Origin of the sequence: Sphingomonas larreae (assembly GCF_051400595.1) — a bacterium.
In the GTDB taxonomy this organism is placed as follows: Bacteria; Pseudomonadota; Alphaproteobacteria; order Sphingomonadales; family Sphingomonadaceae; genus Sphingomonas.
Genome location: NZ_JBLFFI010000001.1, coordinates 1,287,814 through 1,313,824 on the forward strand (window position 1 = coordinate 1,287,814; position 26,011 = coordinate 1,313,824).

The window sequence follows — 26,011 nt, forward strand, 5'->3', positions numbered from 1 at the left end:
GCGCCTTTAACGCATGTGATCGGAAAAGAGCACCGCGTCCGACCGCGCCAGCGAGACGAGCGTCAGCCCCGCCGCCGCGGCGCGGTCGAGCGCCAGGCTGGTCGCTGCGGACACCGTCACCAGCGTCGCGCAACCGGCGAGCGCCGCCTTCTCGACCAGCTCGTAGGAGCAGCGCGACGACAGCAGCGCAAAGCCGTCGTCCCAACCGAACCCGGCGCGCGCCATTGCGCCGATCAGCTTGTCGAAAGCGTTGTGGCGGCCGACGTCCTCACGCGCGAGCCGGATCGCGCCGGCGCGGTCGCACAACATCGCGGCATGCGCGGCGCCGGTGGCGCGGTTGAGCGGCTGGCGGTCGCGCATCGCCGCCAGCGCGGCGAAGATCGCCGCGGGCGCGACCGGCGCGCCGGTGACGCGCGGCAGCGCGCGGTGGACCGACTCGAGATTGTCCATCCCGCACAAGCCGCACGAGCTGTCGCTGGCGCGGCGACGCACCCGGTCCGCCACCGCGGCAGCGCGCGCGGGCGGCACCGCGAGGCGCGCGATCACCCCCTGCGCAGTCTCGACCAGGTCGAGCTCCGCTATTTCGCCTGCGTGCGCGACGATCCGCTCGGAAAGCGCGAAGCCCGTGGCGAAGTCGGCGAGATCGTCGGGGGTCGCCATCATCACCGCATAGCCGAGCCCGTTGACCTCGATCGCGACGGGGTGCTCGGCGATGACCGCGCGGCGCAGCGGCGTGGCGGTGGCGTCGGCGGTGACGCGGCGGAAGTCACGGTCCATTCCCGTCCCATGCCGCAGATGCGTCGCACGCGCCACGCCGTGCTTGATCCAGATCGCGCAGAATGGCGGAAGGTAGCGTTCCCACCCTGATGAATATTGGTGCGCGGCGAGAGAATCGGCGCACAATGACGCGGCGAGTCGCAGCGTATCGTGAAGCCATCTCTAGTTCGGGAGGATCATGCCGTGCCTACGACGAACGATCTCGATTATTATCGCCGTCGCGCCGCGCAGGAACATGAGGCCGCGCGACACGCCCGTGGCGGCTCGATCCGTCGAGTCCATCTCGACCTGGCGAACCGCTATGCCGAGCGGGTCGCGGAGGTGGAAACGGTGATCCTCGCAACCATCCCGCGTGGCGGCGTGAACTGAGCGACAACGGTCGGTGTAGCCCCGCGAAGCCCGGGTTCAGGTGGGACGCGTCATTGAGTCTCTCACCAGCCTTCGCAACGCGCCCCGACCCGCACCTGGGCACGGGTCGGCGAGATCCCGCTCACTCCACCCGATAGTGGATCGGCTTGAAGCTGCCGCCGTTGGAAGCGGGTGCGGAGCAGGCGGTGAGCCCGATGATCAGGTCCATGCGCGCCTCGAGCGTGATATGGTCACCCGCGCGGCTCGTCGGCGGCAACACCTCGAGCCGCCCGGTCGCGCCGTCCACCGGCACGTTCATGAAGCAATTAAAGGCCACCGGGATCATGTCCTCGGTGACGCCATGCGGCGCCAACGCCTCGGCGAGATTGCCGAAGCAGCCGCGATGCGGCGGCAGGTCGGGGTAGAAGTGGTGGAAGGTGTCGTAGGAACACGGCGTCAGGAGGAAGTCGTGCCGCCCCACCGTGTCCGCGACGATCGCCAGCATCGGGCGCGAGCGATTAGAATAGAGCAAGTGACCGGTAGTGAGCCGGATCGTCTCGGCATAATCCAGCGTGCGCCCGGAGGAGATCACCTCGCGCACGTCCTCGGCATTGTACGCAAGCAGGTCCGCCACCTGCACGCCGCGCGGGTCGATCACGGTGAGCCGCTGCCCCATCAGCAGCCGGAAGGCGGTGCCACTGCGCGGCGCGATCTCGATCGTCTCGCTCACGCCGGATCGCCCCCGCCGGCGTAGTGGAACGGACAGCGCCACGCGGCATCGACGACGCGCCCGCTATACTGGCGCGCTTCGCTCAGCTCGCCATGCCGCGCAAGCATCGGGTTGCGCGAGCCCGCCACCTTCTCGTCGCGCACCATGATCGCCTCGCGCATCGTTTCGTAGCGCCCGTCGGCGCGGAGCTGCTCGAACTGGTCGTGCAGGTTGAACACCAGGGTCGGTCGCGCGAATCGCCGCGCCGGGCGCGAGGCATTGGGATGCAGGCCGACGACGAAAAAGGCCTCGCCGCCGAAGCTCAGTGAGAAATGCGGGCTGTCCGGGTCATGGCTGACGCGCCCGTCATATCGCTGGCCGCGCCAAACATCCTTGTCCGACAGCGACTGGATCCGCCGCCACAGCGCGGCCTCGAAGGCAGGCTCATCGAGTGCGTCCGGGCCCTCGAACACCACCGCATAGCTGCGGAACAGCGTCGGTTCGGCGCGATAGGCGCCGGCGAACTTCACCAGGCCATCGTGGATACGCAGATCGTCCCAGGCGCTGTCGATGCGCGAGCAGGCGAGCACGTCGAGCGTGCCCCGCGCGAGCGCCGCCTTGGCGCCGACGCAGGGGAAGGAACGCTCGGCGACATGACCGTGGAGAAGCGCTTCGAGCTCCTCCTGGGCCTGGTGCGTCCAGCGGAAAAGCGGGGTCTCGGGAGCAGGCATAGGCCGACCGATACGGGCGGCGACAGGGAATCGTTCCGGCAAAACAAACTGACGCACATCAATGCGGGAGGTTGGGACTTTGCGGGTCCGGCGAGGCGCGACGTCCATGGTTGCCGTCAACGACGCGTTGATCGGGTCGCTCGCCCGTGTCCGGGCTGGGCTCAGAAGCTGTACACCAGCGACAGGCGGCTGAGCGTGTCGGTGGTGAGCCGCTGGTCGCGCGGCTCGCTTTCATATTGCACGGTGTACGAGAGCTTGGCGGAGAGCGGGCCGAGCAGCTTGGCCTCGAGCGCGCTGACGCTGCGCACCGTGCTGTTATACTGCTCGAGATAACCCGCCGCCTCCTCGCTGAGGCGGATGCCGCCGAGCAGCGTCCATTTGAGATCGATGCTGCCGCGGGCGGCGAGACTGCTCTGCAGGTAATCGTCGGAGAAGTCGGTCTGGCGGAAGGCTGGCCCGGCCTCGAGATCGAGCGTCAGCCCGGCGCGGCGGAACACGCCATAGCCGGCGCCGACCGACACCGCGTACCGATTGTCGTAGCCGAGAAACCGATCCGACTCATATTGCAGGTTGCCGTAGATGTAGGCGCGGTCGCTGACCTTGTAGTTCGGCTGGTAGCCGGCGGTGTAGCGCTCCCGGCTGGTGACGTTGTCGGTGCGCTGGAAATCGGCCTGCGCGATGAGGCGATGGCGCCAGCGCAGCCCCTCGCGCGTGAGATCGGCCGAGCCGGTCAGCCCGGTGATGTTCGAGTTGCCGGTGGAGATGAACCCGCCCACTTCGGCGCGTCCGGTCCAGAGCTGAAACAGGCTGGCCTGCTGAACCCGCTCGTTGCGTGCGCGCGCGCGGGCCGTGCGCCAGTCGGTCGCCTGCCGCAGCACCAGATCGGCCGAGCCGGGATCGCCCGCGCGCGCATATTTGACGATCACCGCGACCCCGGCCTCGTCGTTGGCGGCGATCGCGGCGTCGAGCATCGCGCGGATCTCCGCGGGGATCTGCGGCCCGGGTATCCTGCTCAGCGCCACGCCCACGTCGCCGAGCGCGGGCGGCGGCACCTCGGGCGCGGGGGCGTCGACCACGACGGGCGCGACGTCGAGTTCGGGCAGGCTCAGCGTTCCCCGCGCGCGACGTCGCGACGCGCGCCGCTGCACGGCGGGGGCGGCGGGCATCGCCCGCACCGCGGGCGCGGCGAGCGTGACGGCAGAGAGCGTGAGAAGGAACATGGACGTCGCGTGACCGGTTGCCAGCGCGCAGCGCGCCGCGCGCGGCCGATCAGGCCGGCGCGGTCACGCGCTGGCTCACACCCGCATCGGCATCAGCACGTAGAGCGCCGGGCTCTTGTCGTTCTCGCGGATTAGCGTCGGCGCGGCCGCGTCGGCGAGATGCACCTCCACCAGATCGGTGTCGATCTGGCCGAGGATGTCGAGCAGGTAACGGCTGTTGAAGCCGATCTCGAACGGCATCGCGGCATAGTCGCCGGGCACTTCCTCCGCGGCGGTGCCGTTCTCCGGGCTGGTCACCGACAGCGTGATCTTGTCGCGATCGAGTGCCATCTTCACCGCGCGGGTCTTCTCGGTGGCGATGGTCGAGACGCGGTCGACGCCCTGCATGAAGCTCTTGGGATCGAGCTTGAGGATCTTGTCGTTCGCGGTCGGGATCACGCGGCTGTAATCGGGGAAGGTGCCGTCGATCAGCTTGGAGGTGAGGATCGCGCTGCCGAGATCGAAGCGGATCTTGGTGCCCGACAGCGACACGCCGACCGAGCCGTCGACCTCGTCGAGCAATTTGCGCAGCTCGGCGATGCACTTCCGCGGCACGATCACGTCGGGCATGCCCGATGCGCCTTCGGGCTGATCGACCGTCACGCGCGCCAGCCGGTGCCCGTCGGTCGCCGCCGCCTTGAGCACGCCCTCGGCGACGTGGAGGAAGATGCCGTTGAGATAGTAGCGCGTCTCCTCGGTGGAGATGGCGAAGCGGGTCTTGTCGATGATCTGCTTGAGCGTATCGACCGGCAGCTCGAACTGGACCGGCAGCTCGCCCTCGGCGATGACCGGGAAATCGTCGCGCGGCAGCGTGCCGAGCGAGAAGCGCGCGCGCCCCGCCACGATTGTGACGCGGCCCTCGGCCGCGGCGAGCGACACCTGCGATCCCTCTGGCAGCTTGCGCGCGATGTCGAACAAGGTGTGCGCGGAGACGGTGGTGGCGCCGGGCTGGTCGACCGCGGCGGCGACGCTCTCGTTGATCTGGAGATCGAGATCGGTCGCCATCAGCCGGAGCTGCCCCTCCGCGGTGGCCTCGAGCAGCACGTTGGACAGGATCGGAATGGTGTTGCGGCGCTCCACCACCGACTGCACGTGGCTCAGCCCCTTGAGCAGCGTCGCGCGTTCGATCGTCGCCTTCATCGTCACGTCCCCCGGGCCCGCAGGTCACTCACCAGGGGCAATTGGCCGACTCGTCCTAGCCAAAAGTGAAGGGCCGGAGCAAGCGCCCCGGCCCTTCGCGTCTATATGAGGCCGTGGCGCGCCCCGTGTCCCTGCGAAGGCAGGAACCCAGGATCAGGCAGGCCAGGGCTCTCGGCTCCGGGCTCCTGCTGGCGCAGGAGCACGTCAGCCTCGGTGCCGGCTGGCCTCACCAACCTCAGAAGCGGATGCCGAGCCCGGCCATCAGCTGGTGGCGATCGAGGTCGATGTTGTAGCCGTCGATCTCGCCATAGTGCGAGTAGCGATACTCGCCCTTCACGAAGGCGGTCGGCGTGATCTTATACTCGAGTCCGGCACCGACGCGGAAGCCGTCGAGGTCCGCTTTGTCGACCAGCTCGTTGGCGTTGCCCACCGCGGACTGATAGCGATTCTCGATGCGCGCGTTGGTGTAGCCGCCCTTGGCGTAGATCATCGCCGCCGGCGAGATCACATAGCCGAGCCGCCCGCCGACATAGAGGTCGCGCCCGGCCTCGAGCGAGAAGCGGTCGCCCGCGGTCAGCTCGTTGTAGCTGCGGCTCTTGGTGGTCGCGTCGGTGACCTCGCCCTCGATGCCGTAGACGATGTTGCCGCGCTGGAAATCGTAGCCGAGCAGCCCGCCATAGGTGAAGCCTTCGCGGCCCTCCGACTCGCCGTCGCCGCCGTCCTGCAGGTTGTCGTAACCGGCCAGCGCCTCGATCCGGCCGCCGCTGAAGTCGCCGTTCTGTGCCAGCGCGGGGGTTGCCAGCGCGACGCCGAACGCGGCCGCAGCGGTGGCAAATGCAAGCTTACGCATGTCTCACTCCAATATGCTCGCCCCCATGCGGGGCGTGGGAGCTCAATTAGTTAACGCGCCTCTCGTTGCATGAACCTCACATAAACAGGAAAAACCGTTGCCCGCGGGCAACAGCGACTCCTAGGTGAGCCGCGGGAAGACAGGCGGATGACAGGTGAGCCATGCTGATCGTCGCGGCATTGGCGCTCGCAGCCGAGCGCCACGCTCTCGGCGTCTGGGAGCGCTGGGCGGCGCTGCGCGAGGGGGCGCCGCCGCGGTGCTTCGCGATTGCGCAGCCGGTGCGCGACGACGGCACGACCGACCGCCGCGGCGGGTTCGCCAGCGTCGCCGCGCGCGTCGGCGCGACACGCGCGCCGAGCGTATTCTTCCGCCTTTCGCGCCCTCGCGGCGCGGGCGCGGCAGTGACGCTGGCAGTAGGCGAGCGCCGCTTCGCGCTGTCCGGCGACACGGCGAGCGCGCATGCACCCGATACGGCGACCGACCGCGCGATCGTGGCGGCGATGCGTGCGGCACGGCTGATGACGCTCACCACCGCCGACCGCGCCGGGCGCGTGATCGCCGACAGCTACACGCTCGCGGGCGCGCCCACCGCGATCGATGCGGCGCAACTGGAGTGTGGAGGCTAGGCGATCCCGCTCCGCGTGCAGAAGAGCTATCCGGCTGATCCTCATCCTCCCTTGCCGTTATTCGTCGTCGCGGGCTTGACCCGGGACCCATCGTGCTGCGCGCCCGGCGGTGGTTGCTCGTAAGAAGCCACGGATCCCGGCTCACGGGCGGGATGACGGCAGAGTAGAATGCGCCGGGCTCGCTCATCAGCCCTCTGTGATTGCCCCACTCGATCGTCCCCCGACACTCCAAAGGAGAATGACTCCGCAAGACCGAACTGGAAAATCGCGCGCACATCGCCTATGTGCGCGCGATGCTGACAGAGCCGGCCGCCCCCATGCCCATCCCCGGGCACATCGATCCCGTGCCCGTTCCGCGCGCCGCGGCGACGCGCCCCGACGGTCGCATCGACCTGATCGGCCTGTCCAAGGACCAGCTGCGCGAGACGCTCGCCGCGGCCGGACTCGAGCCGCGCCAGGCCAAGCTGCGCGCCAAGCAGATCTGGCATTGGATCTACAATCGCGGCGCCACCGACTTTGCGCTGATGACCGACATCGCCAAGGCGCAGCATCCGTGGCTGACCGAGCGCTTCGTGATCGGCCGCCCCGAGGTGGTCGAGGCGCAGGTCTCCAGCGATGGCACGCGCAAGTGGCTGCTGCGCTCGCCCGATGGGCAGGATTACGAGGCGGTGTTCATCCCCGACGCCGACCGCGGCACGCTCTGCGTGTCGAGCCAGGTCGGCTGCACGCTCAACTGCACCTTCTGCCACACCGGCACGATGCGGCTGGTGCGCAACCTGACGGCGGGCGAGATCGTCGGCCAGGTAATGCTGGCGCGCGACTCGCTCGGCGAGTGGCCGAGCCAGCCCGAGGGGCGCATGCTCACCAACATCGTGATGATGGGCATGGGCGAGCCGCTCTACAATTTCGACGCGGTGCGTGACGCGCTCAAGCTGGTGATGGACGGTGACGGCCTCGCGCTCAGCAAGCGCCGCATCACGCTTTCCACCTCGGGCGTGGTGCCGATGATGGCGCGCGCGGGCGAGGAGATCGGGGTGAATCTCGCGGTGTCGCTTCACGCGGTGACCAAGGAGGTGCGCGACGAGATCGTGCCGCTCAACCGCAAATACGGCATCGAGCAGCTGCTTCAGGCCTGCGCCGATTATCCCGGCGCCAACAATGCGCGCCGCATCACCTTTGAATATGTGATGCTCAAGGACAAGAACGACTCGGACGCCGAGGCGCACGAGCTGGTACGGCTGCTGCGCCACTATCAGTTGCCCGCCAAGGTGAACCTGATCCCGTTCAATCCCTGGCCCGGCGCCGCTTATGAGACGTCGACGCCCGAGCGCGTGCGGCGCTTCAGCGAGATCATCTTCGAGGGCGGCATCTCGGCGCCGGTGCGCACCCCACGCGGCCGCGACATCGACGCCGCCTGCGGCCAGCTCAAGACCGCGGCCGAGAAGAAGTCCCGCGCCGAGCTCGACCGGATCGCGGCGGAGAAGCAGGCGGCGCTTGGCTGAGTGGGGCGCGGTCGCGCTGGCGGCCGGGGCGGGCGCGATCGGCGGCGCGATGAACGCGCTGGCGGGCGGCGGCACCTTCGCCACCATGCCGGCGCTGCTCGGGCTGGGGCTGCCCGCCAACATCGCCAACGCCACGTCCAACGTCGCGCTGCTGCCCGGCGCCGGGGCCAGCGTGTGGAACTTCCGCGACGAACTCGGCCCGGTGGCGGGCGTGGACGTGCGCTGGCTCGCCGCGGTCACCTTCGTCGCCGGCCTCGCCGGCAGCGCGCTGCTCGTCCTCACGCCCAGCGGCGCATTCGATCTCATCGTGCCGTGGCTGCTGCTGGTCGCGCTGGTGGCGATCGTGCTCGGTCCCGCCGGCGCGGCGTGGCTGGCGCTGCGGGTCACGATCGGGCGCCGCAGCCTGTTCGTCGCGCAGGCGCTGCTCGGCACCTATGGCGGCTATTTCGGCGGCGGCGTCGGGATCATGACCACCGCCACCTACGGCCTGCTCGCGGGCACCACCCCGCGTGCGATGTTCGCGCCGCGCACGCTGATGCTGGCGATGGCCAACCTCGCCGCGGCGCTGGTGTTCGTCTCCACCGGACTGGTGCGCTGGGAGGCGGGTGCGCCGATGCTGCTCGGCGGCATCCTCGGCGGCTGGGTCGGCGCCGGCGTCGGCAAGCGGCTGCCCGCCGCGGTGGTGCGCTGGTGGACGATCCTTGCCACCGCCGCCACGACCGCGGTGTTCTTCTGGCGCGCTTATGGGTGACGCGGTACCCCGCCGGGCTCGCCCGCGCGTTGCTGCTTGGTGAGCGAGCGATAATGGCTGATGTTCTCGCCGACGAAGACGATCACCCAGATCGCGGCGACGAAGGCGGCGAGGATCGCCAGCATGCGCAGGGCACGGCGGCTGGGCAGCTTGGGGTCGGTCACGCGCTGTCTCCGTCGGGGGGAGCGGTCAAGCCTACGCCGCGAGACGGACGCCGCACTTACTTCGATCAGCCGATCGCCGCGCCATCGACGCAGTAAACGTCAACCTTCCTAACCTTCATTGGAGAAGTTGATCGAGATCAAGGATAGCGCAGGCTCAAAGGAGCCGCGGATGCAGCGCTATTTCTTCCACGTGCGCGACGGCGTTTCGCATCCGGATGCGGTGGGACAGGAGTTCGCCACGATGACGGAAGCCGAGGCCGCCGCGGTACGCTTCGCCGCCGACGTGATACGCGACGAGGTGAGCGCGCTTCTGCGTGGCGAGGACTGGCGGGTCGAGCTGGCCGATGGCGACGGCGCGATCCTGTTTTCGGTGATCGTCGCGAGCACAAGAGGGTAGCTCCCGCCACACGACAGGTCCGTGCGACACGATGTCGGGAACGCTTCTGTCTTTTCCGGGGGCGGGAGTCGCGACCGGTCAGCGGCTCCTCATCGCTTCGGCCGTTCGAGCTGGAACAGCTGCTCCGCGGTGATCTCGAAGTAATCGGCCGGCCCGCCGCCCCGCGTGATCGGACGCGCGCGCGCCGTCTGGTAGATGCCATCTTCGATCAGCGCGCGGTCGAGGTGCACCGCCACCGCCTCCCCTAGCACGAGCCACGCCGGCAAGGCGGCGCCGCTGCTCGCTTCGAGCTGCACGATCTGGGTGACGACGCACTCGAACTGCACCGGGCTCGCCGCCACCCGGGGCGGGCGCACCTTGGCCGAGGGAAGCGTCGCCAATCCGGCCAGCGCGAACTCGTCCACGTCGGGGGGCGCCATCGCAGAGGATGCGTTCATCGCCTCGGCAAGCTCGCGCGTCGCCAGATTCCATACGAACTCGCCGGTGTCGCGTGCGTTCGCCAGCGAGTCCTTGGCACCCACCGAGCAGAACCCGACGATTGGCGGCTTGTAGTTGAAGAGATTGAAGAAACTATACGGCGCCAGGTTGCGCACGCCATCGTGCGACACCGTGCTGATCCAGCCGATCGGGCGCGGTGCCACGATGGCGTTGAGCGGGTCGTGGCGCAGGCCGTGGCCGCGCGCGGGCTCGTAGAAATGCCATTCGGTCATGGCCTGAGCTCTGCTAGGACGGACGCATGGGTGCAACCGCCATTCATCGCCACCGGCTCGCCACGCGACTGTGGCACTGGCTCAACGCAGTCGCGGTGTTCGTGCTGATCGGCTCCGGGCTCGGCATCTCCAACGCGCACCCGCGGCTTTATTGGGGGCGCTACGGCGCCAATTTCGACCATGCCTGGGCGCAGCTGCCGCGCTTCCCCGCCTGGCTGACCATCCCGGCGAACTACAATCTCGCGATCTCGCGTCGCTGGCACCTGTTCTTCGCGCTGGTGCTGGCCTTTTCGCTGCTCGGCTACATGGTCGTGAGCCTCATCAATCGCCACTTCCAGCGCGACCTGCGCCTGCGCCGCCGCGACGTCGCCCCGGCGCACATCGCCGCCGACGTGCGCGCGCACCTCGCCTTGCGCTTCCACGATCCCGAGGCACCGGGCGAGTATAACGTGCTGCAGAAGCTGAGCTACGTCGCAGTCGTCTTCGTGCTGCTGCCGCTGGTGATCCTCACCGGGCTGGCGCTGTCGCCGGGAATGGACGCGGCCTGGCCGTGGCTGCTCGAAGTTTATGGCGGACGCCAGTCGGCGCGCTCGCTCCATTTCCTCGCGATGGCGGGACTGGCACTGTTCACGGTCGTCCATCTGACGCTGGTGATCCTGGCCGGGGTCGGCAACGAGCTGCGCTCGATGATCACCGGCTGGTGGCGGGTGCCGGAGTGATGTGGCGCCGGCGTCAGCTGCTCGCGCGCGGGGCGATGGGGGGGAGCGCGCTGCTGCTCGGCGCGTGCGACCGGATCATCCAGCAGCCCGAGGTCCGTACGATCCTGTTCAAGGGCGAGGACATCCACCGCGGCCTCCAGCGCGCGTTGTTCGACCGCGACGCGCTCGCGCCCGAGTTCCGCCCCGACCAGATGTCGCCCCGCTTTCGCACCAATGGCACGCGCGACCCCGGCACCGATTCCTATGCCGCCTTGCGCGCCGGGCGCTTCGCCGATTGGCGGCTGACCGTCGACGGGCTGGTGGCGCGCCCGCTTGCGCTGTCGCTGAGCGACCTCGGCGCCTTTCCGCAGCGCGCGCAGATCACGCGGCACGATTGCGTCGAGGGATGGAGCGCGATCGGCAAGTGGCAAGGGCCGCGGCTCGGCGACGTGCTGCGCGCCGCCGGATTGAGCGACCGCGCGCGCTATATCGTCTTCACCTGCGCGGATTATTACGGCGGCGCACCGTATTACGAATCGATCGATCTCGTGGACGCCTTCCACCCGCAGACCATCCTCGCCTGGGCGATGAACGACCGCTTCCTCGATGTCGGTCATGGCGCGCCGCTGCGGCTCCGGGTCGAGCGCCAGCTCGGCTACAAGCAGGCCAAGTATCTGATGCGCGTCACTGCGGTGGAGTCGCTCGCGGGCGTCGGCAAGGGGCGCGGCGGCTATTGGGAAGACAATGTCGACTACGACTGGTGGGCGGGGATCTGAAGGTCCTGCAACGCCCTCCCCGGCACGGGGAAATGGACCAGCCAAACGCTTCGCTTCGTGGACGCCCCCTCCACCACGCCCTTCGAGCGCGGCCCCTTCCCCGTGCCGGGGAGGATTTTAAGTCCTCAATTCTCGCGCGTCCGCCCGTCGCCGCGCCGCCGCAGCGCTACGACGTAGACCGTCAGCGCGACGGCCGCGAACAGGAACCATTGCACCGCATAGGCGAGATGGTTGTTGGGCACGCTCGCGGGGTCCGGCGGCGCGTTGGCGGCCAGCCCCGCCGCGGCGCGTTCGCTCACCAGCATCAGCTCGCGCGCGCGCGGCGCGGTCACCGTCGCGATCAGCGGGCGCGCATCGGGCGCGTGCGCGATCCAGCCGCTGACCTCTCCGCCGCGCCACGTCGGCGTCGCCTTGACCTCGCGCGTCGTACCGATCTGGACGCGTAGCCCCGGCCCCTCCGCGCCGGTGCGGCAGACCGCGATGACGCGGAACCCCGCTGCCCCCGCCCCCGCGCGCTCGAACGCCACCGGCTCGAGGCAGAAAGCGCTGGCGCGGCGGAACAGCAACGTCTCGTCGGGGAAGCGCGGAAAGGCGACCGGCGGCAGGCGCGGGTTGGCGGCGAGCTGCGCTAGCAGCGCTTCCTTCTGCGGCTTGCGCTCGAGCAGCTGCCACAGCCCCAGTGCCACCATCGCCGCCGCGGCGAGCGCGACGAGCAGCGTCGGCACGATCGGCAGCCGCCTCATTCCGCCACCCGCCCCTCACGCGCGGCGTTGCGATACTCGGCCGCGATCAGCCATCCTTTGGCGAGCCGCAGCGACCCGATCACGCCGGCGAGCGTCAGCGGTACCCACAGCAGCGCATGGACCCACCACGGCGGCCCCAGCGAGAGCTCAAGCGCGATCGCCAGCGCGACCACGATCGTGCCCCAGATCAGGGTGAGGAAGGCGGCCGGGCCGTCACCGACGTTGAAGTCGGCGAGGCGTAGGCCGCAGGCGCTGCAGCGCTCGGCGAAACGGAGAAGGCCCGCGAACAGCGTCGGCGCGCCGCAGCGCGGGCACAGTCCTTTCAGCCCGACGTCGAGCGGGCGCGGCGCGATCCGCTCCTCGCCCGACACGCGCCTCAGCCCGCGTGGACCGGCGCGCCCCAGCCACCCCAGACGTAGATGGTGACGAACAGGAACAGCCACACCACGTCGACGAAATGCCAGTACCAGGCCGCCGCCTCGAAGCCGAAATGCTGGCGCGGCGTGAAGGCGCCATTGTACGCGCGGATCAGGTTCACGATCAGGAAGATCGTGCCGACCAGCACGTGAAAGCCGTGGAAACCGGTCGCCATGAAGAAGGCGGCGCCATAGTTGATGCCCTTGAACGGGAACGGCGCGTGCATGTACTCATAGGCCTGGATGCTGCTGAACAGCACGCCCAGCGCCACCGTCAGCCACAGCCCCTTGAGCACGCCGTCGCGGTCGCCGACGCCGAGCAGGCCCCAGAAGCCGCGCTTTTCGCCGCCGCGCTGGTCGTGGATCAGCGCGTGGTGCGCCCAGGTGATCGTGGTGCCCGAGCACAGCAGGATCAGCGTGTTGAGCAGCGGGAACTCGAAGGGATTGATCACCTCCAGCCCCTTGGGCGGCCATTGCGCCGCGATCGCGGTGGCGCCCTCGGCGGCACGCTCCACCTGCCCGTCGACGAACGACATCGCGGTCGGGAACAGCGAAAAATCGAAGAAAGCCCAGAACCAGCCGACGAAGAACATCACCTCGGAGGCGATGAACAGGATCATGCCGTAGCGGAAGTGGAGCTGCACCACCGGCGTATGGTCGCCGGCATGCGCCTCGCGGATCACCTGATGCCACCAGCCGTACATGCAGAACAGCACCGCGGCGAGGCCGATCAGAAAGACCCAGCCGCCGCCGGCCCCCTGGTGCATGTACATGATGCCACCGACCGCCAGCACCAGCGCCGCCATCGAGCTGAGCAGCGGCCAGGGGCTGGGCGGCAGGATGTGGTACTCGTGGTTCTTGGCACCCGCCATGCGCGGCTCTCCCCGTTACGCTTATCGGCTCTCGTCTAGCCGGCTCGTCCGGCGGAATCCACCGGGTAAAATGTGTAGGAGAGCGTGATCGTCTGCACGTCCTTGGTGTCCGGATCGGTGAGGATCGCGGGATCGACGTAGAAGATCACCGGCATGCGCTGCGACTCGCCCGCCTTGAGCGTCTGCTGCGTAAAGCAGAAGCACTGGATCTTGGTGAAATACTTGCCCGCGATCGCGGGGGTGACGTTGTAGGTGGCGGTGCCCGTGGTCTCCTGCGCGGCGCGGCTGGTGGCGGCGAAGAACGCCATGTCGCGCGCGCCGATCTCCACCGTCTCCTGCTCGCGCTCGGGCTGGAAGCGCCACGGTAGCTTGGGGCTGGTGTTGGCGTCGAAGGCGATCGTAATCGAGCGATGCACCCCGCCCGGCGCGCGCTCGGCGCGACCGGTGGTGCCGTTGAGCCCGGTCGCCTGGCAGAACAGGCGGTACAGCGGCACGCTGGCGAAGGCGAGCCCGGTCATGAAGCAGATGCCGAGCACCGCCAGCAGCGCGGTGCGGCCGGTGCGCGAGAGCCGGAAGACGCTCAATGCGCCATCCCCTGCCGGATCTTGGCGGTGGTGATGAAGAAGATCAGCACCACGAAAGCGGCGAGCAGCAGCGCCACCACGATCGCGCGCGCCTTCTGCCGCTTCTGAACGAGTTCCTGTTCCTCCGGCGTCATGCCACCCACCGATCCACCACAAGCGCTCCGAATACGACGAACAGATAGAGGATCGAGAAGCCGAACAGCTGCTTCTCATGGCGCATCGGCTTGACCGCGCTGGTCCGCCCGGCGGCGACCAAAGCGGCGAGCAGCGCGAACACCGCCGTCATCGCGGTCGTGACGACGCCGTAGACCGGCCCCGCCAGCCCAAGCGGCCAGGGCGCCAGCGCCACCAGCGCCATTGGGATGGTGTAGAGCCCGATCTGCCGCCGCGTCACGCGCTCGCCCGCCACGACGGGGAGCATCGGCACGCCGGCGTTGGCGTAATCGGTCTTCACGAACAGCGCGAGTGCCCAGAAATGCGGCGGCGTCCACAGGAACACGAGCGCGAACAGCAGCAGCGGCAGCAGCGCCACCTCGCCCGTCGCCGCGGCCCAGCCGATCAGCGGCGGGAAGGCGCCCGCGGCGCCGCCGATTACGATGTTCTGTGGCGTGCGGCGCTTCAGCCACACGGTATAGATCAGCACGTAGAACAGGATCGAGATCGCCAGGATCGCGGCGGCGGCGAGGTTCACCGCCAGCCCCATCAGGATCACCGAGAAGGCGCCGAGCCCGACGCCGAAGTGCAGCGCGGACTGGCGCTCCATCCGCCCCGCCGGCAACGGGCGCGCGGCGGTGCGCTTCATCACCGCGTCGAGATCGGCCTCATACCATTGGTTGAGCGCCCCTGCCGCGCCCGCGCCGAGCGCGATGCACAGGATCGCGGTGAAGCCCAGCACCGGATCGACCGCAACCGGCGCCGCGAGCATCCCGCACAGGCCGGTGAACACGACGAGCGTCATCACGCGCGGCTTGGTCAGCGCGAGGAAGTCGCGCCAGTCGGCCGGTGGCAGCAGGGGAGCGGCGGTGGTCATCGCCCGTCGCTCCTACTCCGCTGGCGAGACGAGGGAAAGGGCGCGCGCGTCGTGCATCGCCGCAGGCGTCGCGTGGCGGCGGCTTCAATATGCGCGGTCGCGCGCGCCACCGGCGATGTGGCGTCGATGGCTCGACGGCGCGGGGCAAGACCGTCACGTGGTGGCGCGTGGGTGCGCGCTTACCGCTGCGACCCACGTCGGTGCGGACGAACGCCCTGACTATTCGACTTTATCGAACGACGCGCGCGATCTAATCACGCTGCCGTGCCGCGATCGTTACGGCTATGGTGCTGATCACCGGACGCAATCCGGTGGAACCTCACGAACAGGGAGCGAGCCATGCCGATGATCACCACCCAGGACGGCACCGACATCTTCTTCAAGGACTGGGGTCCGAAGGACGCGCAGCCGATCGTGTTCCATCACGGCTGGCCGCTCTCGTCGGACGATTGGGACAACCAGCTGCTGTTCTTCCTCGCGCAAGGCTATCGCGTCGTCGCGCACGACCGGCGCGGCCACGGCCGCTCCGCCCAGGTCGATCACGGCCATGACATGGCCACCTATGCCGCCGACGTCGCCGCGGTGGCGGAGCATCTCGACCTGCGCAACGCGGTACATATCGGCCACTCCACCGGCGGCGGCGAGGTCGCCGCCTATGTCGCGCGGTACGGCCTGCCCGCCGGGCGTGTCGCCAAGGCGGTGCTGGTCAGCGCGGTGCCGCCGATCATGGTGCAGACCGAGCGCTACCCGGGCGGGCTGCCGATCGCGGTGTTCGACGGGCTGCGTGCCGCGCTCGCCGCCGACCGCGCCTCCTTCTACCGTGACCTGCCCGCGGGCCCGTTCTACGGCTTCAATCGCGACGGCGCCGAGGTGAAGGAGGCGGTGATCGACAATTGGTGGCGCCAGGGAATGATGGGCAGCGCGCAGGCGCATTACCACGGCATCAAGGCCTTTTCCGAGACCGACCAGACCGACGATCTTGCCGCCATCACCGTGCCGACGCTCGTGCTCCACGGCGACGACGACCAGATCGTCCCCTATGGCAACGCCGGACTGCTCTCGGCCAAGATCCTGCCGGACGCGACGCTCAAGATCTATCCGGGCTTTTCGCACGGCATGCTCACCGTCAACCACGAGGTGCTCAACGCCGACCTGCTCGCCTTCGTGTTGGGGTGAGCGGACGGCCCCACCCGCCGGCAGCGACGTCGGCGGGTGGAACCGCGGGGCTCGCCCGCAGGGCTCCTGACAGCGTTGGTCGATCCGAGGAGAAGCCCATGCCCACGCGCGAGGCCAGCTGGGAACAGCAGCAGAAACACGCCGCTTTCTTCCAGAACCTGATCGCCAGCAAGCAGCAGGGCGCCATCGCCGGCTTCACCGCGGCGGCGATCTTGGCCACGCTGGCCGGAATTTCCTCTCAGGCGCTCGAACATGACACCGACGGACGATTGAACATCATCCTGGCCTTCAAGTTCGCGTGGTTTGTCGTCGTCGCCATCATCAGCGAGGGCTACAGGAGGGCGATCGCCCGGATCGAGAACGACTATCTGCGCGAGCACGCCCTGATTTTCCCGAACGCTTACCCCTATCGGCTCGAAAGCATTCTCCTCGACGCCCGCAAAAGCGATCGCAAGATACTCAGCCAGTTCGAGAAGGGCGGGGTCGCAAAGCCGGATGCGCTCACGCGCGACGGTGCTGCCTCCGCCGAGGACAGGAGCGACGACGTTGACGAGCACCATCCGCGCTGAAGCGGCGCGACGCTCTGCACGCGCAGCGAGCAGGCCGTCGCCCGACCGGCTCCACGTCCCGCCGCGCTAGATATCCCCCAGCCCCGCCTCGCCCGCGTCGTCGCGCCCCTCTGCGACAAACTGCTGGAGCAGCCACGACGCCGCTGGCCCCGGCGGCGAGTCGCGGCGCCAGATCGTGCCGAAGCGATAGATGCCGCCGGGATGATCAGGCAGCGCCAGCCGCACCAACGTACCCGCCAGCAGGTCGTCCGCCACCATCGGCAGCGGCATGTTGCCCCAGCCGATCCCCTCGCGCAGCAGCGCGTGCTTGGCGCCGAGATCGGCGAGCCGCCAGGTCTGATGGCTCACCACCGCAAAGTCGCGTCCCTCGGTGAAGCGCGAACGGTCGCTCAGCACCAGTTGCGTGTAGCCGCGCGCCGCGCCGGGCGGGATCGCGGTCATGCGACCGAGCGGATGGTCGGGCGCAGCGACCGGCACCATCGCCAGCGCCCCTGCCGCCTCACACTCCAGCCCCTCCACACCGGCAGCGAGCGGACCCGACACGCCGATCGCGGCGACGCGGTCGAGCACCATCGCCGCCACCGCGCCCAGCGCCTCGACGTGGAGCCGCAGCGCCACCGTGGGATATTCGCGCGCGAAGCCGCGCAGCACGCGCCCCAGCCGCTCCGCCGGCAGCATCACGTCGACCGCGAGCACCACCTCCGCCTCCAGCCCGTGGAGCAGCCCGCGCGCCTTGGCGCGCAGCCCGTCGATCCCCGCGGCGACCGCACGCGCCTCGGCGAGCATCGCGCGCCCCGCCTCGGTCAGCACCGGGCGGCGCGTGCCCTCGCGCTCGAACAGCGTCAGCCCGAGCTGCGCCTCGAGGTTGGCGACGCCGTAGCTGACCACCGACACCGCGCGGTTGAGCTTGCGCGCGGCCGCGCCGAAACTGCCCTCGTCGACAATCGCGAGGAAGAGACGCAGCTGGTCGAAAGTCGGTGTGCCGGGCTCGTTCACTGTTCCACTTCCTCGAACATGCCGGACGATTTTATCCGGCTGAACACGAGAGGCCACAAGCCCTAGATCATCGCCATGCACCGGCCCCCGACGGGCCAACGGGAGTGAACAGCATGATCGACCTCCGCCCCCTCGCCTCGCTCGGCGGCGCCAACCACGGCTGGCTCGACGCCAAGCACCATTTCTCCTTCGGTGGCTACCACGATCCGGCGCGCACGCACTGGGGCAATCTGCGCGTGTGGAACGACGACACGATCGCACCCAAGACCGGCTTCCCGCCGCACCCGCACCGCGACATGGAGATCATCACCTATGTCCGCGAGGGCGCGATCACGCACCAGGACAATCTGGGCAACGCCGGCCGCACCGAAGCGGGCGACGTGCAGGTGATGAGCGCGGGCACCGGCATTCGCCACGCCGAGTACAACATGGAGGACGTGACCACGCGTATCTTCCAGATCTGGATCGTGCCGACGCGCACCGGCGACCAGCCGCAATGGGGTGCAAAGCCCTTCCCCAAGGGCGAGCGCTCGGGCCAGTTCGTCACGCTCGCCAGCGGCTATGACGGCGATCGCGACGCGCTGCCGATCCGCACCGACGCGCGCGTCGTCGGCGCGACATTGCGCAATGGCGAGCGCGCCGACTATCCGCTCGGCCGCGACCGCAAGGCCTATCTGGTGCCCGCCACCGGAGCGGTGGAGATCGACGGCGTGCGGGTCAACGCGCGCGACGGCGCCGCGATCAGCGACGTCGACGTGCTGAGCGTCACCGCGCTGGAAGACAGCGAACTGGTGCTGGTCGACGCCGCCTGAGGTCGCCGCGGCGCACCCCTGCGCGGGGGTGCGCCGCTCCGACGCGCGTCGGCGCACCAGCCCGCTTGGTCACGACCCGCCGTCCATCTGCTCAGCCGCGGGCGCATCCGCAGCGCGGCGACGTCGAGATCGTCCGCTCTCACCCGCGAGTGGCTGAGCGCAGCGGACGATAGCGGCAGGATCAGCGCCCCCCCCCCCGGGCCCAGGGGAGGAGACGATGAGCGTCGGTCAGCCGGCGGTTCGAAGCCCATGGTCAGACCGTCCGGCGGCGAAGCCGCGCAACCACTCGCCGCGTTCGCGCATCATGAGGGCCGAGGCGAACGGACACTTGTCCAGCGCGCTACACGGATCGGCGCCGCGCGCCCATCCCTCGTTATATGGTGTCCACGCGGCCACGTCATACCGCGGCACGCGCGCCCTTTCGGGCGATCGCATGGTGATCATCCAAATTTCCCGTTGTGCCGGCAGGTGTCGAGCGGCGCCCAAGCGCTGCGCATGGGCGATCCTGCTGCGGACCGATGCTCCGTCGATTCGCTCTTGTTGCTGATTGTATACGGTAGGCGGACTGAACTAAACAATCGATGCTGATCAGCTACGTGACTGTTTTGCTTGCGTAAATTCTACGGATCTCGGGATTGATACACACCACGGCACGGTTATGCCCAACCATTGCCGCGCCGGTTCGCCCCCCCTTTTCAAGGCTGGCGGGATCGGGCGCGGCGCCGCCATTCGCGTCACTGCGGCACACGTAAATGCCCGAGCCGGTGTGCGACCCTCCCTGACTTGGGACGGGCCGCCGCCCGCGCCGGGTCAGTCGCACCGGCGGCACCAACGCGCTGCGGACGGGCGGCCTATAAGAAGAAGCGGGACCGGCTGGGTGAGACGAACGGCGTGTGGACGATCATACGAAATCAGGTCGGCAGCAGCGTCGGCGAGCTGTATTATGAGGCTTCGCCCGATGCCATCTACGTGGTCCAGGACGGCGTCTACGTCGACTGCAACCCCGCCGCGCTGCGCCTGTTCGGCTATACGCGCGAGGAGTTCATCGGCGCCGATGCGGGAATCACCTCGCCCGAGCGGCAGGATTGCGGCACGCCCACCGCCGAGCTGATCCAGCGGCGGCTTGAGGAAGCGCGGCAGCGCGGCGTGCTGCGCTTCCGCTGGCGCTGCCAACGCCGCGGCCACGGCACCTTTCCGGCGATGATGATGCTGTTCCCTACGCAGCTGCGCGGCAAGCCGGCGGTGATCATCACGTGCAGCGACGTCAGCGAGGTAGTGGCCATGGTCGACGCGGTTACCGCCGGGCTGGCGCGGCTGGCGGGCGGCGATCTCAGCCACCCGCTCACGGACCGGCTGGCGGATCAATATGAGCCAGTGCGCGCCGCCTACAACCAACTGCTCGGCGATCTTCGCGCGATGGTCGGAGCGGTGAGCGACAGCGCGCGCGAGATCGGCGGCGGCACGCGCGAGATCCGCCATGCCGCCGAGGCACTCGCCGCACGCGCCGAGCGACAGGCCGCGGCACTGGAGCAGAGCGCCGCGGCGCTGGACGAACTCACCCAGAGCGTCACCGCCACCGCCGACGACGGTGCCCGCGCGGATCGGCTCGCCGCCGAGGCGAGCGACGCGGCGCAGGCGAGCGGCGCGGTGGCACAACGTGCGATCACCGCGATGCAGGGGATCGAGCGCTCGGGCAGCGAGATCGGCGACATCATCGCGCTGATCGATGGGATCGCCTTCCAGACCAACCTGCTCGCGCTCAACGCCGGCGTCGAGGCCGCGCGGGCGGGCGACAGCGGTCGCGGCTTCGCGGTAGTGGCCCAGGAGGTGCGCGCGCTGGCGCAGCGCTCGGCCGCGGCGGCGAGCGAGGTGAAGGAGCGCATCGCCGCGGCGGGCAGCGAGATCAGCACCGGAGTCAGGCTGGTGGCGGACACCGAACACGCGCTGCAGCATATCCTCGCCCGCGTCGGCGACGTGCGTGCGCTGGTCGGCGATGTGGCGCGCTCGGCACGCCAGCAGGCCAGCGCGGTCACGCAGGTCAACACCGCAATCGGGGAGATGAGCCGGATGACGCAGGAAAATGCGGCGATGGCGGAGCAGACCAACGCGGCCACGCACGGCCTGGCGGATCGCGCCACCGCGCTCGACGACCAGGTCGGCCGCTTCCGCCTCGAAGCGCCGGACGCGCCCGCGCGCGTCGTGCCGCTGCGTCCGCGCTCGGCGCGGGGCTGATCCGAACCGCGGCCGGGCCGATCAGCCCATCGATCGCGATCCCGGCGCAACAGCCGGTTCCCGCATCGCCTTCATCCGCGCCAGAGCACGACCAGCGCCTCGATCAGCGTCGCGCCACCGATCGGAGCGAGCAGCAACAGCGCCAGGTTCAGCATGACGAGCCGGCCGAGCCAGCGCTCACCCCGCGGCGACAGCCGTGGCGAGGCCGGCCGGGGTTCCCAGCGCGGTGGCGGCGCCTGATCGCGAAAGTCCATGAACATGCAGGCGCCTCCCGGCCATCGTCACGCCCAGATAACGCGCGGATCGTCCGATCGCGCCAGAAGGGCGTGGGTTGGACCTTCGTTCAACGCGGGTGGTGCCCCCGACCTCACCCCCGACCTGCCCCGTCGCAGGCAGGAGAGTTACGCCATCACCCGCCGCCCGTGCTGCACCGTCGTGCTGTGGCCGACGCTGGCCCTGGCGGTGCGCTGGCGGATGGTGTCGACGAACAGCCAGTCGTTGCGCACCTGCTCGGGGGTGATTGTCAGCGCCATATAGCCGCGGCGCGACGTGTCGCACCATTTGAGTTCGGGATTGCCCGCCACCATCATCCGCGCGACCGCGGCGGGATCGGTGGCGAAGGCGCTCTCGAACCCGGGGGAGGTCACCGCGTGACCGGCGAACTCCACCCCCGCCGCGCCGTCCTGGGCGAGGTCGAACGCCCAGGCGTTGTGGCTGTCGCCGGTGATCACCACGAGGTTCGCGTCCGCCGCCTGCGCCGAGCGCAGGAAGCGCGCGCGCGCGGCGGGATAGCCGCCCCAGGAGTCGAGATTGGAGGCCACGCCGGCGCGCGTCGCCGCAATCGCGCCGCGGACATAATCATCGACATGGCCGGTACCGCCGCCGAGCAGCGCCTCGGCCTCGACCGGCAACTGCTGCTTGCCCATCACCGTGCCGAAGCCGACCACCTGCCAGCGCTGCCCTTGCTTCACCGAGCGCCGCAGATCGTGCGCGAGCCAGCTTTCCTGCTGCGACCCCATCATCGTCACGGCCGGGTCCTGCCACGCGCCGTCGCGGAACGTCCTGAGCGCCGCGGCGGGGTCGGGCGCGCGCAGCAGCGTCGCGATCTCGTGCTGGCGCGAGCGCGCGAACAGCCGGGTCTCGGTGCGCCACAGCGTCGCCAGCGTGCCGATGTCATAGGCCCTCCACGGTTCGTCGCTCACCGGCATCCACTCGCGGAACGCCTGGACCGCGGCGGCGCGGCGCTGGTTCCAGTCGCCCTCGGTGGCGGGATCGTGGTTCTCGGCCCCACCTTCCCAGCTGTCGTTGGCGCTCTCGTGATCGTCCCATTGCACCACCCAGGGCACGCGCGCGTGCAGCGCCTGCAGATCGGGGTCGGCGCGATAGCTGGCGTAGCGCAGGCGATAGTCGCTGAGATGGATCGTCTCGGCGAGCGGCTGCGGCACGCGCCCCGCCACCTGTGCCGGCTTGGGCGGATAGGTGCCGGGCGAATATTCGTAGAAGTAATCGCCGAGGTGGATCGCCAGGTCGAGATCGTCGCGCGCGGCGGCGTGGCCATAAGCGTTGAACCAACCGAAGCCGAGGTTGGAGCAGGAGAAGATCGCCGCCTTGAAGGCGCGCGCGCGATCGCCCGGCAGCGTGCGGGTGCGGCCGACCGGTGAGCGCGTGCCGTCGGGGGCGACGAAACGATAGTGATAATCCGTCCCCGGCGTGAGGCCGTCGAGCGTCACCTTGGCGGTCCAGTCGCGCCACGGGCCAGTGATGATCGCGCCCGACGCGATCACCCGGGCGAAATCGGCGGTGTCGCTGATCTCGGCGACGAGCCGCGCCGAGTCGCCGTTGGCGGGGACGTAGCGCGTCCACAGCAGCATCGAGTCGCCCGCGGGCTCGCCGCTCGTCACCGAATGGGTGAAGCCGCGCGCCGCCAGCACGGTCTGCGCCGCGGCGAGGCCGGGCAGCGCAAAGGCGCCGAGCCCGAGCGTGCCGGTCGCGAGCAGCGAGCGGCGGGAGATGGTGAGCGTCATCGTGGCGTTTCCCCGGGAGAGTCCCGCGCGCTCTCGCCCCGATCGGTGACGCCGGTGTGACAGGCTCTCTCCTTCAGGATCGCTCTGCAAACCCTGGCGACGCTTCTCACCCTTCGTCATCCCGGACTTGTTCCGGGACCCACTCCCTGCCAAGCCATGCCTATAAGTGAGCGGCACGGTGGACGGTCGGGACGACGATGGGTTTCACACCGTCGCACGGTGGACCAGCCATGTGCACAGCCGGACGCTGCGCCGGGCGGATGGCGGTGTAGCAGCCTCCCGGAACGCTTCGCGCAGCGCGAACCCCCGCCCCCCTTCCTCCCAGAAAGGGAGCTCAGCCCGCCAGTCGCGTCTCCTGCTTGCGCGCGATCACCCCGCGGTAATGCTCCACCAGCGCCACCGCATGCTCGCGATCGCTCAGCACCGTGCGCGAGGCCACCCCTGCGGCGCGACGCACCAGTGCCTGGTCGCGCGAGAACAATGCCACAATCGCCTTGGCGCAGGCATAAGCGTCGCCACTGCGATACGTCTCCGCGAAGGCGGGGCGCGCCACCGCGGAGGAGCCGCCGCGGTCGGGCACGATCATCGGCAGGCCCGAGGCGAGCGCCTCGGACGCCACCATGCCGAACGGCTCGCTGTCGCCGCCGTGGATGAACGCGTCCGCACTTGCCATGATCGCGGCGAGCTGGCCGCGGTGATAGATCGGCTGGAACATCCGCACATGCGGACTCTCGGCGATGTGCCGCTCAAGCGTGCGCGTATCCGGGCCGAGACCGAGCAGCATCAGCCCGACCGGGATCTTCGTTCCCGCACGCCGCGCCGCGTCGATCACCATCGGCCAGCGCTTCTCGGCGTGATGGCGGCCGATGCCGATCAGCAGGTGCGCGTCCTCGGGCAGCCCGCATTGCGCCAGCAGCGCCGCGCGCAGCGCCGGGCTGCGCAACTCGGGGGAGAAATGCTCGCGCTCGATCCCCAGGGTCATCGTCGCGTCGACGCGCAGCCCGCGCGCGCGCAGCCGCTCGGTCAGCACCGGACCGTTGGTGACCACGGTGTCGAACGGCGCAAGGCAGCGCGCCATATAGCGGTCATACCAACCGAACACGCGCTCGATCGCACCCTCGGAGGCGATCTTGGCGAACCAGCGCTTCGGATAGGCTTCCATATTGTCGTTGTGCATGAACCAGGCGCGGATCGCCGGCCCTTGCCACGAGGTGACGATCGCGGCCGAGCGCCACGGCGAGCAATTCTCGATCACGTCGGGCTGGAGCTGGTCGAGCAGCGCGTGGACCGGCGCCGCATCCCAGAACAGCCCGTAATTGGAATCGAACGGCATGCCCGGCGACTTCACGTAATAAAGCAGCGCCCCGCCGGGCCGCTCCTCGACACGGTCCTCCTTGCCGGGCGCGATCACGATCTGCTGGTGCCCCAGCTCGGACATGATCGCCATCTTGCGATCGAGATACGAACGTACCCCGCCGCCGGTCGGCGAGTAGAATTCATTGACGTCGACGATCCGCATCGCGCGCGCTCCCTCAGTCGCCGAATCCGAAGCCGCCCAGCCCGCGCAGATACTGCATGCGGATCGTGGCGCGGGTGACGCCGGGGCCGACGTCGATCAGCGAGTCGACCAGCTTGGGCTTGGCGCGCCCGATCTTGTGGTTGCTCGGGAAGCCGGCGCCGTCGCTCCAGAAGTTGAACTTGCGCTTGCCGTCGCGGTCATGCCCCAGGAACAAGGCGTAGCGACCGGGGTGCGGCACGCGGATGCAGATCTCTCCCGCCAGGCTCGCGGGCGGTGCCACCTCGACGCGGCGGAAGGTCTTGCCCGCAGCCACCAGCTTCTTGTCGCCGGCGAGGAAATCCTCCTCGGTGGCGGGGTAGAGCTCGAGCTTGAGCGTGCCCTTGCGATCCTTGATGCCCGAGACGCTGGCGAGGATCGCGGGGCCGGGCGCGCCGGGCGCGCAGGCGGCGGCATCCTGGCCGAGCACCTGCGCGGCGCCCGGGGTTGCGGCCAGCGCCGCCCCCGCCGCTGCGGCGAGCATCACGCTCTGCCGGTATGTCGCCATCGCTGCGTCCTTTCCCACACGTACACGACCCCAAATAGGAGCGTCAGCAGCAGATGCATCACCAAGGTTGACGCGCCCGTGAACGCCATGAGGTCCGACAGCGTGCGGTCATGCCCGATCACCAGGATCGCGAAGTTGGCGAAAAGCAGGTCTTTGTTGGGCACGAGCGGCAGGCGCGAGACGAGCTGGCGCCCCGCCACCAGGAACAGCCACATGCCGATCGACACGCTCGGCATGGCGTACGACCAGGCCAGCGCGATCGTCAGGCAGGTCAGCGTGATGCGCAGCCAGTCGATGCCGAAGATGAACCACAATTCGCCACGCGACAGCGAGAAGACGCGGCTGGAGAAAGCCACCACCAGCACCGGCACCGCCAGCGCGATGCCGAGCGACCACAGCATCGTACGCACCAGCTCGGGGTCGATCAGCTCATAGCCGAGCGGCAGCGCCACCGCGCCGAGCAGGATCGCGGTGAGATTGCCGACGATGCCCGACACGATGCTGACGTCCTTCACCGCCCCGAACGGCGCAGCGACCATCTTCAGCCGCGCGCGCGCCCAGGCGTAGAAATAGGCGTCGCCGGAATAGCCGATGAGGATGTCGTTCGCGATCCGCTTCTTGTTAAGCGCCAGGAAGGCACTCGCGGGGACGCCCCACAGCCGGCGGAAGATCGCATAATCGCACACCGGCAGCGCGAAGTAGGACAGCAGGAAGTAAACGTAGAAGCCCGGCGCCGTGGGTACGGTGCGGCGCAGCCCGGCGAGCCCGTGGTCGAGCAGCTCGTGGAGCAGCCCCACGATCATCGCCGCGGTCACGACCGCGCCGAGCAGCGCGGGCCAGCGCCGCCGCAGCGTCTGCACCGGGCGGAGCGCGACCAGCGGCGCGTCCGTCGCGGGGGCGGTCGCTCGGTCGGCGGTGCTGCTGGGGGCTCGCTGGGTCAGTGGCTCGTCGGCGCGCAATCGCTTGATCCTGCCCCGCGTTTCGGCGGGAAACATGCGCGTTTAGCAGCGCGCACGCGCGCGCGCCAGCGAGGCGCGATGCGCGCTGTCCCGCACG

The 26,011-nt window shown here is 69.3% G+C and carries 31 protein-coding genes; 11 read left to right on the forward strand and 20 right to left on the reverse strand.

Going from position 1 to position 26,011, the window contains the following annotated elements:
• Positions 1–6: 6 nt before the first annotated feature.
• Positions 7–777, reverse strand: a complete 771-nt coding sequence (gene fdhD, locus ACMGDM_RS05825) for a formate dehydrogenase accessory sulfurtransferase FdhD (protein ID WP_436803632.1) — start codon at positions 775–777, stop codon at positions 7–9.
• A gap of 183 nt (positions 778–960) precedes the next feature.
• Here fdhD and ACMGDM_RS05830 point away from each other — a divergent pair, with 183 nt between their 5' ends.
• Complete coding sequence (locus ACMGDM_RS05830) at positions 961–1,146, forward strand: hypothetical protein (RefSeq protein ID WP_436803152.1); 186 nt, start codon at positions 961–963, stop codon at positions 1,144–1,146.
• Positions 1,147–1,267: 121 nt separating this feature from the next.
• Here ACMGDM_RS05830 and ACMGDM_RS05835 read toward each other — a convergent pair whose 3' ends face one another.
• From ACMGDM_RS05835 to ACMGDM_RS05855, 5 genes are all read right to left on the reverse strand, one after another.
• A complete protein-coding gene (locus ACMGDM_RS05835) occupies positions 1,268–1,855 on the reverse strand; it encodes a DUF1989 domain-containing protein (protein WP_436803153.1) in 588 nt (195 codons plus the stop codon).
• Positions 1,852–2,565, reverse strand: a complete 714-nt coding sequence (gntA, locus tag ACMGDM_RS05840; protein WP_436803154.1) for a guanitoxin biosynthesis heme-dependent pre-guanitoxin N-hydroxylase GntA — start codon at positions 2,563–2,565, stop codon at positions 1,852–1,854. The genes ACMGDM_RS05835 and gntA overlap by 4 nt, the downstream gene beginning before the upstream one ends.
• Positions 2,566–2,726: 161 nt before the next feature.
• Positions 2,727–3,785 (reverse strand): DUF481 domain-containing protein, encoded by a 1,059-nt coding sequence (locus ACMGDM_RS05845; protein ID WP_436803155.1) that lies wholly within the window; start codon positions 3,783–3,785, stop codon positions 2,727–2,729.
• 75 nt (positions 3,786–3,860) lie between these two features.
• Positions 3,861–4,964, reverse strand: a complete 1,104-nt coding sequence (gene dnaN, locus ACMGDM_RS05850) for a DNA polymerase III subunit beta (RefSeq protein WP_132908508.1) — start codon at positions 4,962–4,964, stop codon at positions 3,861–3,863.
• Between the two features lie 235 nt (positions 4,965–5,199).
• Entirely contained in the window at positions 5,200–5,814 is a 615-nt protein-coding gene (locus tag ACMGDM_RS05855; protein WP_436803156.1) for an outer membrane protein, read from the reverse strand.
• Positions 5,815–5,975: 161 nt separating this feature from the next.
• Between ACMGDM_RS05855 and ACMGDM_RS05860 the strand changes: the two genes are divergently transcribed.
• The 3 genes from ACMGDM_RS05860 to ACMGDM_RS05870 all read left to right on the forward strand — a co-directional run bounded on the left by ACMGDM_RS05860 (position 5,976) and on the right by ACMGDM_RS05870 (position 8,693).
• Complete coding sequence (locus ACMGDM_RS05860; RefSeq protein WP_436803157.1) at positions 5,976–6,440, forward strand: hypothetical protein; 465 nt, start codon at positions 5,976–5,978, stop codon at positions 6,438–6,440.
• A gap of 317 nt (positions 6,441–6,757) precedes the next feature.
• Complete coding sequence (rlmN, locus tag ACMGDM_RS05865) at positions 6,758–7,942, forward strand: dual-specificity RNA methyltransferase RlmN (RefSeq protein ID WP_436803158.1); 1,185 nt, start codon at positions 6,758–6,760, stop codon at positions 7,940–7,942.
• On the forward strand, positions 7,935–8,693 hold the full coding sequence (locus tag ACMGDM_RS05870; protein ID WP_436803159.1) for a sulfite exporter TauE/SafE family protein: 759 nt from the start codon (positions 7,935–7,937) through the stop codon (positions 8,691–8,693). Before rlmN ends, ACMGDM_RS05870 begins: the two co-directional genes overlap by 8 nt.
• Here the strand turns inward: ACMGDM_RS05870 and ACMGDM_RS05875 are convergent.
• Positions 8,684–8,857 carry a hypothetical protein gene (locus tag ACMGDM_RS05875; protein WP_436803160.1) on the reverse strand — a complete coding sequence of 58 codons (174 nt, stop codon included), beginning with the start codon at positions 8,855–8,857 and terminating at the stop codon, positions 8,684–8,686. The two genes, ACMGDM_RS05870 and ACMGDM_RS05875, sit on opposite strands and share 10 nt — an antisense overlap.
• Positions 8,858–8,984: 127 nt before the next feature.
• Here ACMGDM_RS05875 and ACMGDM_RS05880 point away from each other — a divergent pair, with 127 nt between their 5' ends.
• A complete protein-coding gene (locus ACMGDM_RS05880; RefSeq protein ID WP_436803161.1) occupies positions 8,985–9,254 on the forward strand; it encodes a DUF6894 family protein in 270 nt (89 codons plus the stop codon).
• Positions 9,255–9,343: 89 nt separating this feature from the next.
• Here the strand turns inward: ACMGDM_RS05880 and ACMGDM_RS05885 are convergent, their stop codons facing one another.
• Complete coding sequence (locus ACMGDM_RS05885) at positions 9,344–9,964, reverse strand: flavin reductase family protein (protein ID WP_436803162.1); 621 nt, start codon at positions 9,962–9,964, stop codon at positions 9,344–9,346.
• Between the two features lie 26 nt (positions 9,965–9,990).
• Here ACMGDM_RS05885 and ACMGDM_RS05890 point away from each other — a divergent pair, with 26 nt between their 5' ends.
• Together ACMGDM_RS05890 and ACMGDM_RS05895 are read left to right on the forward strand one after the other, a co-directional pair.
• Positions 9,991–10,683 carry a cytochrome b/b6 domain-containing protein gene (locus ACMGDM_RS05890; protein WP_436803163.1) on the forward strand — a complete coding sequence of 231 codons (693 nt, stop codon included), beginning with the start codon at positions 9,991–9,993 and terminating at the stop codon, positions 10,681–10,683.
• The gene (locus ACMGDM_RS05895) at positions 10,683–11,438 is read left to right on the forward strand and encodes a molybdopterin-dependent oxidoreductase (RefSeq protein ID WP_436803633.1); all 756 of its coding nucleotides are present in this window, start codon (positions 10,683–10,685) and stop codon (positions 11,436–11,438) included. The genes ACMGDM_RS05890 and ACMGDM_RS05895 overlap by 1 nt, the downstream gene beginning before the upstream one ends.
• Positions 11,439–11,563: 125 nt before the next feature.
• On the opposite strand, the gene ACMGDM_RS05900 is transcribed toward ACMGDM_RS05895, so the two are convergent.
• Genes ACMGDM_RS05900 through ACMGDM_RS05925 form a run of 6 tightly spaced genes read right to left on the reverse strand, consistent with a single transcriptional unit; the run spans position 11,564 to position 15,083 of the window.
• Entirely contained in the window at positions 11,564–12,181 is a 618-nt protein-coding gene (locus ACMGDM_RS05900; protein ID WP_436803164.1) for an SURF1 family cytochrome oxidase biogenesis protein, read from the reverse strand.
• Complete coding sequence (locus ACMGDM_RS05905) at positions 12,178–12,552, reverse strand: DUF983 domain-containing protein (protein ID WP_436803165.1); 375 nt, start codon at positions 12,550–12,552, stop codon at positions 12,178–12,180. The genes ACMGDM_RS05900 and ACMGDM_RS05905 overlap by 4 nt, the downstream gene beginning before the upstream one ends.
• Positions 12,553–12,557: 5 nt before the next feature.
• The gene (locus ACMGDM_RS05910) at positions 12,558–13,469 is read right to left on the reverse strand and encodes a cytochrome c oxidase subunit 3 (protein WP_436803166.1); all 912 of its coding nucleotides are present in this window, start codon (positions 13,467–13,469) and stop codon (positions 12,558–12,560) included.
• A gap of 35 nt (positions 13,470–13,504) precedes the next feature.
• Positions 13,505–14,053 carry a cytochrome c oxidase assembly protein gene (locus tag ACMGDM_RS05915; protein ID WP_436803167.1) on the reverse strand — a complete coding sequence of 183 codons (549 nt, stop codon included), beginning with the start codon at positions 14,051–14,053 and terminating at the stop codon, positions 13,505–13,507.
• Positions 14,050–14,187 carry a cytochrome c oxidase system small membrane protein gene (locus ACMGDM_RS05920; RefSeq protein WP_436803168.1) on the reverse strand — a complete coding sequence of 46 codons (138 nt, stop codon included), beginning with the start codon at positions 14,185–14,187 and terminating at the stop codon, positions 14,050–14,052. The genes ACMGDM_RS05915 and ACMGDM_RS05920 overlap by 4 nt, the downstream gene beginning before the upstream one ends.
• Complete coding sequence (locus ACMGDM_RS05925; protein WP_436803169.1) at positions 14,184–15,083, reverse strand: heme o synthase; 900 nt, start codon at positions 15,081–15,083, stop codon at positions 14,184–14,186. The genes ACMGDM_RS05920 and ACMGDM_RS05925 overlap by 4 nt, the downstream gene beginning before the upstream one ends.
• Positions 15,084–15,422: 339 nt before the next feature.
• Between ACMGDM_RS05925 and ACMGDM_RS05930 the strand changes: the two genes are divergently transcribed.
• Both ACMGDM_RS05930 and ACMGDM_RS05935 read left to right on the forward strand, forming a co-directional pair.
• A complete protein-coding gene (locus ACMGDM_RS05930) occupies positions 15,423–16,259 on the forward strand; it encodes an alpha/beta fold hydrolase (RefSeq protein ID WP_436803170.1) in 837 nt (278 codons plus the stop codon).
• 98 nt (positions 16,260–16,357) lie between these two features.
• On the forward strand, positions 16,358–16,828 hold the full coding sequence (locus ACMGDM_RS05935) for a hypothetical protein (RefSeq protein WP_436803171.1): 471 nt from the start codon (positions 16,358–16,360) through the stop codon (positions 16,826–16,828).
• Positions 16,829–16,894: 66 nt separating this feature from the next.
• Here the strand turns inward: ACMGDM_RS05935 and ACMGDM_RS05940 are convergent, their stop codons facing one another.
• Complete coding sequence (locus ACMGDM_RS05940) at positions 16,895–17,824, reverse strand: LysR family transcriptional regulator (RefSeq protein WP_436803172.1); 930 nt, start codon at positions 17,822–17,824, stop codon at positions 16,895–16,897.
• A gap of 113 nt (positions 17,825–17,937) precedes the next feature.
• Between ACMGDM_RS05940 and ACMGDM_RS05945 the strand changes: the two genes are divergently transcribed.
• Together ACMGDM_RS05945 and ACMGDM_RS05950 are read left to right on the forward strand one after the other, a co-directional pair.
• The gene (locus ACMGDM_RS05945; RefSeq protein WP_436803173.1) at positions 17,938–18,636 is read left to right on the forward strand and encodes a pirin family protein; all 699 of its coding nucleotides are present in this window, start codon (positions 17,938–17,940) and stop codon (positions 18,634–18,636) included.
• A gap of 783 nt (positions 18,637–19,419) precedes the next feature.
• Complete coding sequence (locus tag ACMGDM_RS05950) at positions 19,420–20,868, forward strand: methyl-accepting chemotaxis protein (protein WP_436803174.1); 1,449 nt, start codon at positions 19,420–19,422, stop codon at positions 20,866–20,868.
• A 71-nt stretch (positions 20,869–20,939) separates the two neighbouring features.
• On the opposite strand, the gene ACMGDM_RS05955 is transcribed toward ACMGDM_RS05950, so the two are convergent.
• The 5 genes from ACMGDM_RS05955 to ACMGDM_RS05975 all read right to left on the reverse strand — a co-directional run bounded on the left by ACMGDM_RS05955 (position 20,940) and on the right by ACMGDM_RS05975 (position 25,914).
• Entirely contained in the window at positions 20,940–21,128 is a 189-nt protein-coding gene (locus ACMGDM_RS05955; protein ID WP_436803175.1) for a hypothetical protein, read from the reverse strand.
• 141 nt (positions 21,129–21,269) lie between these two features.
• Positions 21,270–22,892: an alkaline phosphatase D family protein gene (locus ACMGDM_RS05960; protein ID WP_436803176.1), complete on the reverse strand. Its 1,623-nt coding sequence runs from the start codon at positions 22,890–22,892 to the stop codon at positions 21,270–21,272.
• 334 nt (positions 22,893–23,226) lie between these two features.
• Entirely contained in the window at positions 23,227–24,411 is a 1,185-nt protein-coding gene (locus ACMGDM_RS05965; RefSeq protein WP_436803177.1) for a glycosyltransferase, read from the reverse strand.
• 13 nt (positions 24,412–24,424) lie between these two features.
• On the reverse strand, positions 24,425–24,955 hold the full coding sequence (locus ACMGDM_RS05970) for a DUF2141 domain-containing protein (RefSeq protein ID WP_436803178.1): 531 nt from the start codon (positions 24,953–24,955) through the stop codon (positions 24,425–24,427).
• On the reverse strand, positions 24,931–25,914 hold the full coding sequence (locus tag ACMGDM_RS05975) for a hypothetical protein (protein ID WP_436803179.1): 984 nt from the start codon (positions 25,912–25,914) through the stop codon (positions 24,931–24,933). Before ACMGDM_RS05975 ends, ACMGDM_RS05970 begins: the two co-directional genes overlap by 25 nt.
• Positions 25,915–26,011: the final 97 nt, after the last annotated feature.

Bases quoted from the DNA above. Each gene is read 5' to 3' on its own strand.
- fdhD (WP_436803632.1), bottom strand. From the start codon at position 777: ATGGACCGTGACTTCCGCCGCGTCACCGCCGACGCCACCGCCACGCCG.
- gntA (WP_436803154.1), bottom strand. From the start codon at position 2,565: ATGCCTGCTCCCGAGACCCCGCTTTTCCGCTGGACGCACCAGGCCCAG.
- ACMGDM_RS05845 (WP_436803155.1), bottom strand. From the start codon at position 3,785: ATGTTCCTTCTCACGCTCTCTGCCGTCACGCTCGCCGCGCCCGCGGTG.
- dnaN (WP_132908508.1), bottom strand. From the start codon at position 4,964: ATGAAGGCGACGATCGAACGCGCGACGCTGCTCAAGGGGCTGAGCCAC.
- ACMGDM_RS05855 (WP_436803156.1), bottom strand. From the start codon at position 5,814: ATGCGTAAGCTTGCATTTGCCACCGCTGCGGCCGCGTTCGGCGTCGCG.
- ACMGDM_RS05860 (WP_436803157.1), top strand. From the start codon at position 5,976: ATGCTGATCGTCGCGGCATTGGCGCTCGCAGCCGAGCGCCACGCTCTC.
- rlmN (WP_436803158.1), top strand. From the start codon at position 6,758: ATGCCCATCCCCGGGCACATCGATCCCGTGCCCGTTCCGCGCGCCGCG.
- ACMGDM_RS05885 (WP_436803162.1), bottom strand. From the start codon at position 9,964: ATGACCGAATGGCATTTCTACGAGCCCGCGCGCGGCCACGGCCTGCGC.
- ACMGDM_RS05890 (WP_436803163.1), top strand. From the start codon at position 9,991: ATGGGTGCAACCGCCATTCATCGCCACCGGCTCGCCACGCGACTGTGG.
- ACMGDM_RS05895 (WP_436803633.1), top strand. From the start codon at position 10,683: ATGTGGCGCCGGCGTCAGCTGCTCGCGCGCGGGGCGATGGGGGGGAGC.
- ACMGDM_RS05900 (WP_436803164.1), bottom strand. From the start codon at position 12,181: ATGAGGCGGCTGCCGATCGTGCCGACGCTGCTCGTCGCGCTCGCCGCG.
- ACMGDM_RS05910 (WP_436803166.1), bottom strand. From the start codon at position 13,469: ATGGCGGGTGCCAAGAACCACGAGTACCACATCCTGCCGCCCAGCCCC.
- ACMGDM_RS05920 (WP_436803168.1), bottom strand. From the start codon at position 14,187: ATGACGCCGGAGGAACAGGAACTCGTTCAGAAGCGGCAGAAGGCGCGC.
- ACMGDM_RS05925 (WP_436803169.1), bottom strand. From the start codon at position 15,083: ATGACCACCGCCGCTCCCCTGCTGCCACCGGCCGACTGGCGCGACTTC.
- ACMGDM_RS05930 (WP_436803170.1), top strand. From the start codon at position 15,423: ATGCCGATGATCACCACCCAGGACGGCACCGACATCTTCTTCAAGGAC.
- ACMGDM_RS05935 (WP_436803171.1), top strand. From the start codon at position 16,358: ATGCCCACGCGCGAGGCCAGCTGGGAACAGCAGCAGAAACACGCCGCT.
- ACMGDM_RS05945 (WP_436803173.1), top strand. From the start codon at position 17,938: ATGATCGACCTCCGCCCCCTCGCCTCGCTCGGCGGCGCCAACCACGGC.
- ACMGDM_RS05955 (WP_436803175.1), bottom strand. From the start codon at position 21,128: ATGTTCATGGACTTTCGCGATCAGGCGCCGCCACCGCGCTGGGAACCC.
- ACMGDM_RS05960 (WP_436803176.1), bottom strand. From the start codon at position 22,892: ATGACGCTCACCATCTCCCGCCGCTCGCTGCTCGCGACCGGCACGCTC.
- ACMGDM_RS05965 (WP_436803177.1), bottom strand. From the start codon at position 24,411: ATGCGGATCGTCGACGTCAATGAATTCTACTCGCCGACCGGCGGCGGG.
- ACMGDM_RS05970 (WP_436803178.1), bottom strand. From the start codon at position 24,955: ATGGCGACATACCGGCAGAGCGTGATGCTCGCCGCAGCGGCGGGGGCG.